Source organism: Exiguobacterium sp. s7 (assembly GCF_018618195.1).
Taxonomy (GTDB): domain Bacteria; phylum Bacillota; class Bacilli; order Exiguobacteriales; family Exiguobacteriaceae; genus Exiguobacterium; species Exiguobacterium mexicanum_A.
Genome location: NZ_JACSLO010000002.1, coordinates 46,213 through 60,570, shown reverse-complemented (window position 1 = coordinate 60,570; position 14,358 = coordinate 46,213). Strand labels below are relative to the sequence as shown.

General features: G+C 53.4%; 16 protein-coding genes. 5 read left to right on the top strand and 11 right to left on the bottom strand.

The window, feature by feature from the left end:
- Nucleotides 1–24 precede the first annotated feature (24 nt).
- Entirely contained in the window at nucleotides 25–1,080 is a 1,056-nt protein-coding gene (locus KNP79_RS02890; protein ID WP_034778394.1) for an NAD(P)/FAD-dependent oxidoreductase, read from the top strand.
- Nucleotides 1,081–1,317: 237 nt separating this feature from the next.
- Nucleotides 1,318–2,748 carry a S8 family serine peptidase gene (locus KNP79_RS02885; RefSeq protein WP_215191243.1) on the top strand — a complete coding sequence of 477 codons (1,431 nt, stop codon included), beginning with the start codon at nucleotides 1,318–1,320 and terminating at the stop codon, nucleotides 2,746–2,748.
- Nucleotides 2,749–2,786: 38 nt separating this feature from the next.
- Here the strand turns inward: KNP79_RS02885 and KNP79_RS02880 are convergent, their stop codons facing one another.
- Entirely contained in the window at nucleotides 2,787–3,080 is a 294-nt protein-coding gene (locus KNP79_RS02880; RefSeq protein WP_138859124.1) for a DUF1462 family protein, read from the bottom strand.
- 96 nt (nucleotides 3,081–3,176) lie between these two features.
- On the opposite strand from KNP79_RS02880, the gene KNP79_RS02875 reads away from it, so the two are divergent.
- Complete coding sequence (locus KNP79_RS02875) at nucleotides 3,177–3,434, top strand: NifU family protein (protein ID WP_232819607.1); 258 nt, start codon at nucleotides 3,177–3,179, stop codon at nucleotides 3,432–3,434.
- 32 nt (nucleotides 3,435–3,466) lie between these two features.
- On the opposite strand, the gene KNP79_RS02870 is transcribed toward KNP79_RS02875, so the two are convergent.
- Nucleotides 3,467–4,237 (bottom strand): TIGR01457 family HAD-type hydrolase, encoded by a 771-nt coding sequence (locus KNP79_RS02870; protein ID WP_214706604.1) that lies wholly within the window; start codon nucleotides 4,235–4,237, stop codon nucleotides 3,467–3,469.
- A 4-nt stretch (nucleotides 4,238–4,241) separates the two neighbouring features.
- Nucleotides 4,242–4,685 (bottom strand): DUF86 domain-containing protein, encoded by a 444-nt coding sequence (locus KNP79_RS02865; protein ID WP_214797322.1) that lies wholly within the window; start codon nucleotides 4,683–4,685, stop codon nucleotides 4,242–4,244.
- 158 nt (nucleotides 4,686–4,843) lie between these two features.
- Between KNP79_RS02865 and glpX the strand changes: the two genes are divergently transcribed.
- Nucleotides 4,844–5,824, top strand: coding sequence for a class II fructose-bisphosphatase (gene glpX, locus KNP79_RS02860; protein ID WP_214753000.1), 981 nt, complete (start codon nucleotides 4,844–4,846; stop codon nucleotides 5,822–5,824).
- Nucleotides 5,825–5,860: 36 nt separating this feature from the next.
- On the opposite strand, the gene KNP79_RS02855 is transcribed toward glpX, so the two are convergent.
- From KNP79_RS02855 to KNP79_RS02820, 8 genes are all read right to left on the bottom strand, one after another.
- Complete coding sequence (locus tag KNP79_RS02855; RefSeq protein WP_034778418.1) at nucleotides 5,861–6,535, bottom strand: DUF975 family protein; 675 nt, start codon at nucleotides 6,533–6,535, stop codon at nucleotides 5,861–5,863.
- Nucleotides 6,536–6,638: 103 nt separating this feature from the next.
- The gene (locus KNP79_RS02850; protein ID WP_215191242.1) at nucleotides 6,639–6,944 is read right to left on the bottom strand and encodes a hypothetical protein; all 306 of its coding nucleotides are present in this window, start codon (nucleotides 6,942–6,944) and stop codon (nucleotides 6,639–6,641) included.
- Nucleotides 6,945–7,099: 155 nt separating this feature from the next.
- Nucleotides 7,100–7,480, bottom strand: a complete 381-nt coding sequence (locus KNP79_RS02845; RefSeq protein WP_021065508.1) for a YutD family protein — start codon at nucleotides 7,478–7,480, stop codon at nucleotides 7,100–7,102.
- A 48-nt stretch (nucleotides 7,481–7,528) separates the two neighbouring features.
- Nucleotides 7,529–8,869, bottom strand: a complete 1,341-nt coding sequence (locus tag KNP79_RS02840) for a bifunctional metallophosphatase/5'-nucleotidase (protein ID WP_251132858.1) — start codon at nucleotides 8,867–8,869, stop codon at nucleotides 7,529–7,531.
- Nucleotides 8,870–8,883: 14 nt separating this feature from the next.
- A complete protein-coding gene (locus KNP79_RS02835; protein ID WP_215191241.1) occupies nucleotides 8,884–9,729 on the bottom strand; it encodes a DUF72 domain-containing protein in 846 nt (281 codons plus the stop codon).
- A 17-nt stretch (nucleotides 9,730–9,746) separates the two neighbouring features.
- Nucleotides 9,747–10,928: an MFS transporter gene (locus tag KNP79_RS02830; RefSeq protein WP_034778427.1), complete on the bottom strand. Its 1,182-nt coding sequence runs from the start codon at nucleotides 10,926–10,928 to the stop codon at nucleotides 9,747–9,749.
- A gap of 114 nt (nucleotides 10,929–11,042) precedes the next feature.
- The gene (gene brnQ / locus KNP79_RS02825) at nucleotides 11,043–12,362 is read right to left on the bottom strand and encodes a branched-chain amino acid transport system II carrier protein (protein ID WP_034778429.1); all 1,320 of its coding nucleotides are present in this window, start codon (nucleotides 12,360–12,362) and stop codon (nucleotides 11,043–11,045) included.
- A 241-nt stretch (nucleotides 12,363–12,603) separates the two neighbouring features.
- Complete coding sequence (locus tag KNP79_RS02820; RefSeq protein ID WP_034778432.1) at nucleotides 12,604–12,876, bottom strand: acylphosphatase; 273 nt, start codon at nucleotides 12,874–12,876, stop codon at nucleotides 12,604–12,606.
- 111 nt (nucleotides 12,877–12,987) lie between these two features.
- Here KNP79_RS02820 and KNP79_RS02815 point away from each other — a divergent pair, with 111 nt between their 5' ends.
- Nucleotides 12,988–14,352, top strand: a complete 1,365-nt coding sequence (locus tag KNP79_RS02815) for an alanine/glycine:cation symporter family protein (RefSeq protein WP_251132873.1) — start codon at nucleotides 12,988–12,990, stop codon at nucleotides 14,350–14,352.
- Nucleotides 14,353–14,358 lie beyond the last annotated feature (6 nt).

Here is a 14,358-nt window from a genome sequence, read left to right as displayed (position 1 = left end):
GAAGTGTAACAAAGGGGGATTTTTATGCGCAAATTAGTCGTCTTGGGAGGCGGTTACGGGGGTATGCGTGTAATCGAACGTGTCCTCGGCCATCAGCTGAAGGACGTATCGATCACACTCATCGACCGTCTACCTTACCATGGATTAAAAACAGAGTATTATGCACTTGCGGCGGGGACCGTGTCGGATCGTGACATCCGCATCGATTTTCCAGAAGAGGTCGACTACATATACGGCCAAGTCACCGATATCGATACGGGGGACAAAATGGTCCTGCTCGCGAGCGGGGAAAAAGTGCCGTACGACGACCTCGTCATCGGCCTCGGCTGCGAGGACAAGTACCATAACGTACCCGGTGCCGCCGAGTTCACGTACAGCATCCAAACGTTAGAAGAATCACGAAAGACCCAGCAAGCAATCAACGGCCTATCTCCGGGATCGGTCGTCTCGATCGTCGGTGCCGGCCTGTCCGGTGTCGAGCTCGCCAGCGAGCTGCGCGAGAGTCGTCCCGACTTGACGGTCCGTTTGTTCGACCGCGGCCCGTCCGTCCTATCGTTCCTATCAAACCGCGTCTCGATGTATGTCCAGTCTTGGTTCGAGGAACATGGTGTCGAAGTCATCAATAACTCGAACATCGTCCGGGTCGACGCCGATGGGTTATGGAACCATGAACAGCACTTCGCTTCCGATTTGACGGTGTGGACCGCCGGGATTCAACCGGTCGCCGTCGTCCGCAACCAAGGTTGGGAACTCGATGGGGGTGGACGTGTCAAATTGACACCACACCACTACGTCCCGGAACAGCCCGATATCTTCGTCGTCGGGGACAACGCCAGCCTGCCGTATGCACCTTCGGGTCAGCTCGCAGAAGCGCAGGCCGAACAGATCGTCCAAGTGCTACTCTGTAAATGGAAAGGTGTCGGGTATCCGGATTTGCCGGATATCAAACTCCGAGGCACGTTAGGATCGCTTGGGAAGAAGGCCGGATTCGGCGTCTTCATGGGCAAGCAGTCGCTTACCGGAAAAGTCGCGCGATTGCTCAAGTCCGGAATTCTTTGGAAACATAAAGTCATTAAATAACATGCCTGGGTCGGCCATTTCGGTCGATCCTTTTTAATGTAAAGCAATCCATTTGTCGTTCAGCCACCGTCGTGTTGAGCCAAAAGTCTTGTATCTGAATCCCCTGTATCCTTATCTAAATATTCAGATTATTGATTCGATTGACATATTCTACCCGTTGGCAAAACTTGTTACTCTAGGGTCACGGCCGAACGACTTCGTGTCACCTCGCCTACATAACCCGAAGGAGGAAACAAGTTGAAAAAAATCTGTAGCACCGTCCTCGCCTCATTGCTCGTCTTGTCAACCGTCCCGGAAGCCGCGGAAGCTGCTCCCAACAAATCGAAAGAACGCGTCATCGTCGTCTTCAAAGAGTCAGCGAAGAACATCCCGCTCTCAATCGAAGGCATGGAAGTTCGCCAACAATACAAAAACATTCCAGCCGCAGCGCTTGAAGTACCGAAAGCCGCACTGAACGGACTGAAGAACAACCCGCACGTCGCCCACGTGGAAGTCGATCAGACGGTACAAATCGAGAACCAGACCCAGGACTGGGGCATCCCGAAGTTGAAAGCCCCATCGGCTTGGCAGAGCGGATACACCGGGAAAGGCGTGAAAGTATCGGTCGTCGATACGGGGATCTCGCCGCATCCTGATTTGACGATTTCGGGCGGTGCCTCATTCAGCACGGTCACGAGCTCGTACGCCGATGACAACGGTCACGGGACGCACGTCGCTGGTATCATCGGGGCCCGTAACAACAGCATTGGGACCGTCGGGATTGCCCACGAGGCGAGCATTTACGCCGTCAAGGCACTCGAGGCGAACGGTAGCGGTAGCCTATCGAGTATTATCGCCGGGATCGATTGGTCAATCACGAACGATATGGACGTCATCAACTTGAGTCTCGGGACGACGAGTCCATCCTCAACGCTCCAACAAGTCGTCGACCGTGCCAATAATGCTGGCATCCTCGTCGTCGCGGCAGCCGGTAACAACGGACGCACCGACGGATCGGGCGACCTCGTCAACTACCCGGCCCGATACAGCTCGGCCATCGCTGTCGCAGCGACGGACATCAACAACAATCGCGCCTCATTCTCGGCTACAGGCAGCACGGTCGAAGTCGCGGCACCAGGCGTGAGCATTAACTCGACACTCGCAACTGGCGGATACGGCCAAATGAGCGGGACATCGATGGCGACTCCGTACGTCGCTGGTAACCTCGCTCTCATGAAGCAAGCGTTCCCGACGTTGTCGAGCTCGCAACTCCGCTCAAAACTGTCACAAGACTCGATCGACCTTGGCGCGGTTGGACGCGACGCCTGGTTCGGAAACGGACTCGTCCAAGCTCCAACGTCTGGTGGGACGTCACAACCTGTTCAAGCACTCGCGACGACAGTATCGACATCGAAGTCGACTTATTACGCGGGTGAGCAAGTATCGATCTCATCGACGGTGCGGGACGCGAACGGCCAACCGGTCGCAAACGCCGACGTCCGTGTGACGGTCACACAACCTTACGGCACGACGCTCACAGGGACAGGCAAGACAAGTTCGACCGGCGCCATCACGTTCACGCTCTCGACAAGTTCTTCGTCACAGCGCGGCACGTACCAAGTGAAGGCTGATGCGACGCTCACTGGCTACACGGCAGGTTCGGCGACGTCATCGTTCCGCCTTCTGTAACGAACAAGAGTCGAACGACAATCGTCGCTCGACTCTTTTCATGCTGTCGTCTGCTCGATGGCCGAGTAGACTTTTCGTAACTGGACGACCCCTTCATCCACGACTTCCCCATTCAAGAGGACAAGCGGATAAAACCACTCGTCTTGCTTGATCGCCTCAGCGATGTCGTCGTCAGCCGTCTCGAAATCGATGTACTCGAACTCGAACGCCTGATCCGGATATTTCCGGGCAAGCGCACTTTGCAACCATTCATATGTCTCGATCGAGCTAGGTGCCCCGACGCAGCTCGCACACTGCACCTCAGCCCCATATACCGTGATTTTCATGTCCATTCCCCCTGTTCTCTCCTATTATACAAAATTCAAGAAGTGACATCGTCACAAAACGCTCAGCGTTAATGATTGAGAAACAATCTCAAACTTGCTAGAATGAAAGGGAACCAGAAAGGGGTAGATACCATGGAAATGTTTGATCAAGTCCAAGAAGTACTCGATAAATTACGCCCGTTCTTGCTTCGCGACGGCGGTGACGTCGAACTCGTAGACGTGGAAGAAGGCATCGTCAAACTTCGTTTGATGGGTGCATGCGGCAGCTGCCCATCTTCAACCATCACTTTGAAAGCCGGGATTGAGCGTGCGCTCATCGAAGAAGTACCTGGCATCGTTGAAGTCGAACAAGTATTCTAAACAAAAAGGGAGACGTGAGTCATCCCTTTTTTTCATGCATGCGTCCATTCATCTAAGCTTTCGACCATATAGGTCGGGAGCTTTTCTTGTTCTTGGATAAAGGCCGGACCGTGTACGCCCGAATTGACATGAAGCGTCCGGAGCCCACCGTTGATCCCGAACAAGATGTCGGTATGATAGTTATCCCCGACCATGACGACCTCTTCTTTTGTGAGACCGATCATCTCGAGGGCGATATCGACCATGACCGGTTCCGGTTTCCCGATGAAGAATGGGTCTTTTTCCGTCGTCACAGCCAAGACGGATGTGAGCGCCCCGTTCCCAGGCAAAAAGCCACGTTCGGTCGGGATGGCGATATCGCCGTTCGTCGAGATGAAGCGGGCACCGGAACGAATCGCGAGTGCGCCTTTCGCCAACTTCTCGTAAGTGATATGGCGGTCGAGCCCGATGACGACATAGTCCGCCTTCGCCTCTTCCGTCACGTGGAAGCCACGTTCTTCAAGCGCTAAACGCAAGCCGTCTTCCCCAATCATGTAAACCGTCGCGCCCGGCGTCATCTTCTCGATGTAACGGGCCGTCGCCATCGCGCTCGTCAATACGTGCTCCGGTGTGACATGTACACCCATCGAGACGAGCTTATCTGCCACTTGTTTCGGCGTCATCGACGCGTTGTTCGTCACGAACAAGTACGGGAAGCCCGTTGCTTCGAGTCGATTCACGAAATCGACCGCTGCTTGAATCGGGGCTGTCCCCGCATAAATCGTGCCGTCTAAATCAAATAAGTATCCTTTAATCGAATCCATCCAATCACTCGCTTTCTGGTAGAAATGCTGATACAGGTCCAAGTTCCACTTCGATATAATGCCGGACCTGCTCTGGGAATGCCTCGAACGTCGCTCTATAGCGCTCGACCCAAGCGTCGAATCGATCCGAGTCTGCCGTGACGAACTCCCGGACGTAATGAGCCCGCAGCGCCACGAGCGCTTTTGCGGCTACTGCCGTCTCGGCATCGAGCACGCGTTCATCGAGCAAAATATCGACGATGTCCTCATAACTGCCCGGGTCGCGCATGATGAAGCCATCAATCATCGAATTGCCGACATCAATCACGCCTTCCATCAAATGGACGGCCAACCGCTGTTTCGCCAGTTCGACCGTGAAGGCGTCCCCCTCTAGTTGATCAAGTCGACCGAGCATCGTCTCCATATGGGCCAACGTCTCGCTAATCTTTTCTCTGTTCACAAAATACATCGGAATCCCCCCTGCCTCCTATAGTAATCCTTTTTCTCGTTCGAGAAAAGAATCTCACCTATTTACATCATTTATCCGATTGTGATACACTAATCCACGGATTAACACAATGAATAGTATGACACATTAAATAGACATCACGTGGAGGGTACAACACTATGGAACGAGAATTAGCGCTAGAGATCGTACGAGCAACTGAGGCAGCAGCACTTGCTTCGTCAAAATGGATCGGTCGTGGTCAAAAGAACGAAGCAGACGACGCAGCCACGTCAGCAATGCGTGAAGTCCTCGGTACGGTCAATATGGACGCCACCGTCGTGATTGGTGAAGGCGAGCTCGATGAGGCACCGATGCTCTATATCGGCGAACGTCTCGGTACGACGTTTGGGCCGGAAGTCGACATCGCGGTCGACCCGCTCGAAGGGACGTCCATCGTCGCCAAAGGGCTCGGCGATGCCATGGTCGTCATCGCGGTCGCCGATAAGGGCGCCCTCCTCCACGCACCGGATATGTATATGGATAAACTCGTCGTCGGGCCGAATTTGAAAGGCAAAGTCTCGCTCGACGAACCGCTCGAATCGATCATCGAGAAGGCAGCCCTCTATAACGGCAAGCGTATCGAAGAAGTCACGGTCATCATGCAAGACCGTGATCGCCATGAGCACTTGCGTCAAGCGGCGATGAACATGGGCGCTCGCGTCAAGCTGTTCGAAGACGGAGACGTCTCGGCGGGAATCGCGGCAGCCGTCAAATCAAATCCGATTGACATCTTTATCAGCACGGGCGGCGCCCCGGAAGGCGTCATCACGGCAGCGGCCGTCAAAGCGCTCGGAGGCGACATGCAGGCACGCCTTCACCCGATGAACGAAGAAGAAACGGCGCGCGTCATCTCGATGGGCATCGAAGACCCGCTCCAATTGCTCACAATCGACGACCTCGTCAAGAGCGATGACTGCATCTTTGCGGCGACAGGCGTCACGTCAGGCGAATTGCTCGACGGCGTCAAATTCTTGACGGATGATATCGTCGAAACGACGTCGCTCGTCATGCGCTCGAAAACGAAGACGATTCGTAAAGTCGTCGCCGAGCACACGTTGTCACTCAAGCCATACCTCCAAAAACAAGAAATCAACGCATAATAAAACCTCCGCTCTCGATTGAGCGGAGGTTTTCGTTTAGAATCCTTGTTCGAAATCCGTGCCGGCATGGTTTGTCTGTGGTCGTTCCGCTTGACGAATCGAGTCGTAGAACGTCGCGTACGTCGTCGTGAAGTACGGGTAGACGTACAAGAATCCGATTCCGAGCGTGAACACCCCGACGAAGAACCAACCGATGAACGAGAGGACGAGTTTGAACGCGTCCATCTTATGCCCATCCATCATGCGGCGTGATTCCGTGATCGCCTCAAGGGCCGATAGTTCCGGTTGGTCCCGTAAAATGTAGTACGTCAGTGAGTACGAGAACCCTTTGATGATTCCCGGGATCACGAGGAGCAACGTCCATAAGAAAATGAACAATCCCATGAAGAACGGGGCGAGCACGTGCTTGACGTAGCCCGTTTTAAATGGCTCGAACAACTTTGAGACGCCTGGCCGCTCGCCGCGTGAAACGGAAAGGACGAGCCACGCCCAGCCGATCGTGAGCGGTGCAATCAACAAAGTGAGAAGAAGCGACAAGAACGTAAGTCCCGTGTCAGCCGCTGTCGGTATCGCCTCTGGGTCTACAGGGACAGGCGGCGCGAACGATTGTGGAATCCCGTTCAAGACGACGAATAAAATTAATAGCCCGGCCATCAGCCAACGCTTTCCGGTTAACATTTTTTGTGCATGTTGTTTTAACTGTGCAGTCATTTTTCATCATCCTTTTTGTGAGGTCTTTCCTAAGTGTACGTCATCGCCCCCAGAAAAGTTTCAAAAAACCACGAAAAAAGGGAAAAGGTTTTTTCCCTCCCCCTCAATACATCACATTGCCCATGAAAAACTGTGACATCGATAAAATAAATAAGAGCACACCTGTGGCCACTGCCGCCAACGAAATGATTTTAAATAGACGGCTTCTCAGAAACGCCTGACGATATTCAAAGCGGCGGATCAGCAATACGTGGACAACCTCATAGAGAAGGACTGCGGCCGTGAAGTAAAACGTCATGATACTCCCTAACCCGAAGAACAACATCGCAAGTAAGCCCAGACCGAAGTTATGAATTCGGTTGTGGACGTCATCGCGGTCACCGACGGTCGCCATTTGTACGTGTTGCATACTTCCACCTCACTTCCAAAACCCGAACAGAAACAATTGCTATAAATATAAGTTATCACAATTTTCCCACCCCTAAACCTGTCACACCGTCTTTTCACCTAAAAGAAACATTTGGAAAATAAATGTAACAAAAAAGCGCTGATGTCATCAGCGCGTCATGTGCCGGTCGAAGGCTCAGCTTCTTCCGATTTATTGAATTTGCGTTTCAGTTTGAGCGGTTGTTTCGTGCCGCCGAAGACCGGACCGTCTTCCGCCTCATCGATTTCCGTCTCTTTCTTGAGCACGAAGAACGGGCACCCAAAGTTACAGTATTCATACACGTAATCCATCACATGGTCGATCCGGTTGTCATATGTCGCGAATTTGGATTTTGTCTCATAAAATCCTTTCAACCGAAGTTGTCCGTGACCCCAGTCCCCGACGATATAATCATACTTATCGAGCACGTCGCTATAGCGTGCGATGAATGCCTCCTCGTCAAAACCGTCCCGTTTTTCTTCGATGACGGTATAGCCGTGGCGATTCACTCTAATCATGTTTCACACCTCCACTCTCCTATCATATCATGCCGACCGGCCCCGCCCCTATCCTTTTCGGATGGCATTATGGCGTGTCACAATCGTTTCCCGCAACACATCACGGAGCAGTTCTGGCATGAAGTAACGCTTCGTCTGGTCGGCCAAGTAAGGAAGGAGCGGACCGAACGTGAACATGTCGACCGTGGCGACGCGATACATCTCATCGAGCTCGACTTCCTGACCGTGGACGTAATAGCGACCATGCCTCAACTCGAGACCGTGGACAATCGGGGCACCAAGCACCGTTCCGCGAAATCCGAGGCCACGGACATGCATCGTCGTGAACGCTTCTTCTTGGACATCGTTTAAAAAACGAATCAGCGTGGCTCCGTCCAGCGAGAGCAGACAAGGATTGATCGGATGCGGACAGATGCGGTGAAGCATATTGAGCGTGACGTGCCCCGGCAATAACCCTTCCAATAGGACGCCTGCCGGGATCACGCTCACTTCAGCGTCACACCAGTCCGCCAGCCCGCCTGCCAACAGTTCACCGAGGGCAGATGGGCCGAACCAGTCGCTCGGATAACCCGGCGTGTCAGCGATGGTCACGTCGAGCAGCCGCTCGGCTTGGCTGTATTCTTCTTGTAAGGTCGAAACCGTCGCTTCATCTGTCTCTCGTTCCGTTAAGTCATGCAAACTGGCCCGCTTCTCGATGATTCGGTTCCCATCGAGGGTGAGTTCCACTTCCCCGACGTATTGCCCGTATTTGCCGGCCTGGGCGATCAGGACGCCGTTCGTGACGACCCCATCATCGAGCACGTGATGGGTATGGGCCCCGAGAATAACATCGATTTCCGGAAACGCTTCGGCGAGCCGTTCATCGGCGTAAAAACCGAGGTGGCTGAGGGCGATGACGACATCACAATCTCGGAGTGTTTCAAGCGCACGTTTCGTCGCCTCATGTGGCGCTTCGATGGCCCAACCGAGTTCCGGATAAAGTTCTTCATACGGTGCCGTCACGCCGAACAGCCCGATGCGGAGTCCGTCTCGTTCGACGACGAGCGTCTCCGTCGCCCAATCGGGTCTCGTGCCATCCGCCTGATAGACGTTCGCGAGCAACACCGGGAACTCCGCTTCTTCGTATAGATGGACGAGCCAGTCATGCGGGAACGTGATGCCTTCGTTGTTCCCAATCGTGACCGCCGTCGGTTGGACGCGATTGAGCAGGCGGACGTTCACTTGTCCTCGCGTCACTTCCGTCGCCGGATGGGTCCGATCGGCATGGTCGCCGAGATCGAAGACGAGCGTCTCTTCTGTCCGGTGCTCGTTCAAAAACGAGACGAGACGCGGCCAGTTATGAAATTTCGAATGTAAGTCATTATAATGATACATCGTGATCGTTCTCAAGACGATTCCCCTTCCTAGAACAGGCTGATTTGGCTCGGGGCGAGCTCATATTCGGCACCGAGGATCTCGATCAACCGTTTGGCGTTCGGTACCGCGTCTCCGGCCGAGTTGTTGTTGAAGTAGACGTACACCGACTTCGCCGCTGCGTCGACTTGTTTAAGCGCCGCCGCGAGCTCTTGCAGTTCGTCTTCACTATAGCGATACAGACAACGCACATGACGCCACTCTTGGCTCGTCATTCCTGGTTTTCTAAGCCAGCCAGCCGTGTTGCGCCCGTGTAAGCGAACGACGGCCACTTCCGGATTGGTCACGACCGGCACGAACGGGATGCTGCTCTCTTTCGTCTGCGGCTCATCACAGATCGTGTTGATGAACCGAAGTTCCGTCAAGAAAGCGAGCGTCCGCTCCCGGAACGCCTCGGAGAACCAAGTCGGGTTGCGGAACTCGATCGCGATGTCATAGTCCTTCAACTCGTCGCGAATCGTCCGCAAATAATCGAGATGCGGCTTTGAGACGTCAAACCACGGCGGCAGCTGGACGAGCACGGCCCGGAGTTTTCCGGCCTGCTTCAACGGTTCGACCGAGGTCCGGTACCGTTCGAACAGTTCGGCGAGCGGTAATTTCGGTTCGCGGTCATGTCCGCTCATTTCCCTGGAAACTTTGACGACGAACTGGAACGTTTCCGGTGTCTCCTGGTTCCACTTCTCATAGTTCTTCACAGGTTGAATCGCATAAAACGAGGAATCGATCTCGACAGTCGGAAAATGCCCCGCGTAGGTCGACAGTTTATGTTTACGTTCTTCCGGGTTCGTATAGAGCAAATCGTGGTCGCCCCATCCCGTCACACCGACATAAATCATCATGTTCCCTCCTTACATCATTGTTCGAACGTGGCCGTCGCTTTCCGCTTCGACCAGTTCAACGTTCCGGCGAACGTCACGAGCAACAGGACGAGTCCCATCACGAACGGATAGCGCATATCGATATCAAACGCAATCCCGGCGAGCGTCGGCCCGACGATATTGCCGATGCTCATATAGGCGTTGTTCATCCCCATCGCAAACCCTTGTTCCTTATCGGCCATTTTCGACACGAGCGTATTCAACACCGGTCGTAAAATCGACGTCGACAAGAAGATAATCAACGTGACGGCGAAGAAAATCGTGTAAGACCCGGCGAACAGCGAGAACAAGAAGCCGAGCGCGGCGAGCATGATGAAGATGAGCACGACTTTGATCTCACCGAGCAATGAAACGAGACGGTCGACGGCGAACAGCTGCACGATGACACTGACGATGCCTGTCCCGGTGATCATGACCGCGATTTGTTGCGGTGTCGCGCTGAACGTCTCACTGACGAACAAGCCGAGGACAGATTCATACGCCATCAAACCGAACGCCATGACCAAGTTGATGACGAGCACGAAGAAATACGGCTTCCGTGTCGACGACACGAGTTGGCGCGGCAACGACTCGCTCTCGCTCGTTTGAACGTATGGTTCTCGATCCGGTTCCTTCAATAGAATGATCGACGAGATGACGGCGACGAACGAGACAATCGCTGACAAGAGAAGCGGCGCCTTCAAACCGAACTCAGCGAAGAAGCCACCGATCCCCGGTCCAATAACGATCCCGAGCGACATTGCCGCGGAAATATAACTGTTCCCTTTCGCCCGTTGCTTGAGCGTGGTGATGTCGGCCACGTAGGCGAAAATCGCCGGAATCAATAGCGCGGCCCCGACGCCGCCGATCGCCCGTGAAATCAAGAGGACGGTCAGGTTGTCAGATAAGTAAAAGACGCCCATCGAGACGGTAAAGCCGATCAGACCTAAAATAATCATTAGACGGCGCCCGTAAACATCCGCCCATTTCCCGGCGATCGGCGACATGAGCAACTGGGCCCCTGCGAAGACTGAGATCATGAGACCGGCAGCAGTGCCGCCTTCTCCGATCATCTTCAAATAATCAGGAATGATCGGAATGATGATCCCGAATCCTGCTACAGCGATGAACATGTTCAACATGAGAATCGCCAATTGTTTCTTTTGTTTAGTCGTCAATGTATGTCACTTCCTTTTCATCCTTTCATTTTACTTGTTGATGAATGGAATGAGCAAACGATAAGACAGCAAAACACCCATCCTTGACCAGAGGATGGGTGTTCGTTCACTTGCTTATGAGATACGTGATTGAGCGAGTGATTGATTGGAACGTTGTTTCGGTAAGAAAAGCGTGATCACATACACGATCAACGTTGGAACCGCCCAGGCGAGCCCGATCTCAGCCATCGGCAAGTTCGTGATCCATTCGGTTGCAGCAGACGGCGCCAAACCGTGTGTCGTCTCAAAGAGCGAGAGCACGAGGGCCGTATACACTGTCGCCTTCATGGCGACGTGAGGGTTGCGTTGAATCCGTTCCGTGATCGACACGAGAACGAGTGCGATCATGACCGGATACAAGAGCGTGAGAAGCGGTACCGCGATTTGAATCAACGTACCGAGTCCGACGAGTGAGATGAGATAGCCGAACAACGTCGTCGCGATAACGACCTGATAATACTTGAGTGATTCGAACGTGTTGCTGATGAAGCGTGAGAACTCAGTGATGAGCCCGACCGCTGTCGTCAAACAAGCGAGGAAGACTGCTGCCCCAAGTGCGAGCATTCCGACTTGTCCGAATGAAGAACCGGCGAACGCTTGAAGCAAGCTTGCGCCATCTGTCGTCCCCGTTTGACCCGTCATATTCGCTCCGATCGATCCGAGCGAGATATAGACGAGCATCAAACATGTGACGGCAAGTAAGCCTGACGAGCGGAGAAGCGAAGACGCTTCTTTTTGGTCTGTCATACCGTTCGCTTTGAGCGTGACGAGCACGATGGCACCGAAGACGAGTGCGCCGAAGACGTCCATCGTCAAGTAACCTTGTTTGAAACCTTCCCCGAGCGCACCGATCCATGTCTCATATCCTTCTGCTGGTGCGACCGGCTTCCCGAGTGGAGCCACGAGGTTCGTGATTCCGATTGCCGCAAGCAAGAGCAAGAGGATTGGTGTGATGATGCGTCCGATGATTTCAATCAATTTTTGAGCGCGTAACGTCAAGAAGAACGTTAATCCGAAGAAGACAGTTGAACTGATTGCGAGCGTGAGCGTAGATGGCGCACCGAGGAACGGTACGACTCCCATCTCATACGTGACGGCTGCCGTCCGAGGAATCCCGAAGAACGGCCCGATTGCCACGTACATTAATCCCGTCAAGACGAGAGCAAGACGCTTCGGAATATACCGAGCGATTTGGTCAGACCCACCGCCGACCCGCGCGACTGCGAAGAGCGCGAGTAATGGTAGCCCGACGCCGGTAATGACGAAGCCGACTAGGGCTGGGACGAGGTTCTGTCCTGCCATCGCACCTAGCATCGGTGGGAACAGCAAGTTCCCGGCCCCGAAGAATAATGCGAAAATCGTGAACGCTAACGGGAATAATGTCGATTTTTTCATACAACTACCTCCACATACATGTAATACCTTCCGTGTTACCCAATGAATCAAATGACTAAATTTTCTGACAATAAAGCGCTTGGTCTATTTCATTATACACACTTTCATTTTTTTGACCACCCTATCCTTAAAAATGATGTTTATTTTTTTGAAATGTGGATTTTTCATATGGAACCGTTCCCTCATTTTACAAATTATCGGCGAGTAAATGAGGAAGGATTGCTCTTTATGAGAGAAATGGTCAATAACGGATATCGAATTTCCGGAAGGATTCGATCGTCGCCTCTTCGGCTTCGATGCGTTCGACCCCGACAAAACGATTGCCGTCATATAAAGCACGTTTATAAGATTCGAGTCTCTCCGCGTCTCCTTCGATTTGAAGTTCGACCGTCCCGTCATTCAAGTTCCGAACCCAACCCGTGATGCCGTATTCAAGCGCTGTCGCTTGAGCGAAGTAGCGGAAACCGACCCCTTGGACACGACCCGATACGATGAGATGTTGTGCTTGTTTCATGCATGTATTCCTCCTTGTATGTGAAATAACAGGTTTAATGACGCTACAGTTAGGAAATAATATTTAAGTAAAATAATGGATAGGAGTGGTGATGTGGAACAACTTGTGAATATGGTGACGACGTTTTCGGATTGGCTATGGGGAGTGCCAATCATCTCATTACTTGTCTTGTCTGGACTTTATTTGACGATTCGTCTAGGGTTCTTCCAATTTCGATACCCGATATACATATTGCAACAAACGTTAGGCAGTGTCTTTAAAAAACCAAAAGGCGAAGGCGACATCAGTCCCCGCCAAGCACTCACGTCGGCCTTGTCGTCGACAATCGGTGCCGCCAACATCATCGGGGTCCCGGCTGCCATCATGTTCGGTGGTCCCGGTGCCATCTTCTGGATGTGGGTCATCGCCGTCGTCGGGATGGCCATCAAGTTCTCGGAGAGCGTCCTCGCTGTCCGTTACCGCGAGAAAAACGAGGCCGGGGAATTTGTCGGCGGTCCCGTCTACTATATGGCCAAAGGCTTGAAGTTGAAATGGCTCGCTTCCTGGTTCGCCTTCGCCCTCATGATTGAACTCATTCCGAGTATCATGGTCCAAGGCAACGCCGTCAGTTCGGCCGTCCGCGAGACGTTCGACGGCAATACGCTCGTGACCGGACTCATCGTCGCGGGCCTCGTCGCGCTCGTCGTCTTCGGCGGAGTGAAGCGGATCGCCAAAGTGACGGAGGTTATCGTCCCGGCGATGGCGCTCGTCTATGTCGGTGCCGGGTTCATCATCGTCTTGATGAACTTCTCGCAAATCCCGGAAGTACTCGGGCTCATCTTCTCGTACGCATTCCAACCGATGGCTGCCCTTGGCGGTTTCGCCGGTGCCGCGATTGCTGAGACGATTCGTTGGGGCTTCGCCCGCGGTCTGTATTCGAACGAGGCTGGACTCGGGACGGCACCAATCGCCCACGCGGCCGCCCAAACGGATCATCCGGTTCGTCAAGGCTTCTGGGCCGTGATCGGGATTGTCATCGATACGCTCATCATCTGTAGCACGACGGCGTTCGTCGTCTTGTCTTCCGGTGTATGGACAGAGGCCGGCGCCATGAACGACCCGGCCGCTCTGACGACGATCGCATTCCAACAGTACTTCGGTTACACGGGTAGCCTGCTCGTCACGATCTCGCTCATCTTCTTCGTCTTGTCGACGATCATCGTCATCATCTTTTACGGGTCGCGCCAAGCCGAGTACTTGTTCGGGTTGAAGGCCGGATTCTTGATGAAAGTCGTCTATATCGCCTCAATCGTCATCGGTGCGATCGGCGGCGCCCAAATGATTTGGAACTTCCTCGACTTCATGCTCGCGATGATCCTCATCCCGAACATGATCGCCGTCTTGATGTTGAGCGGTGAAGTGAAGCGCTTGACGACCGAGTTCTTCACGTCCGAGAAATATTATAAGAAAGACGTCGCCGAGAAGAAGGCTTCGTAACGACAA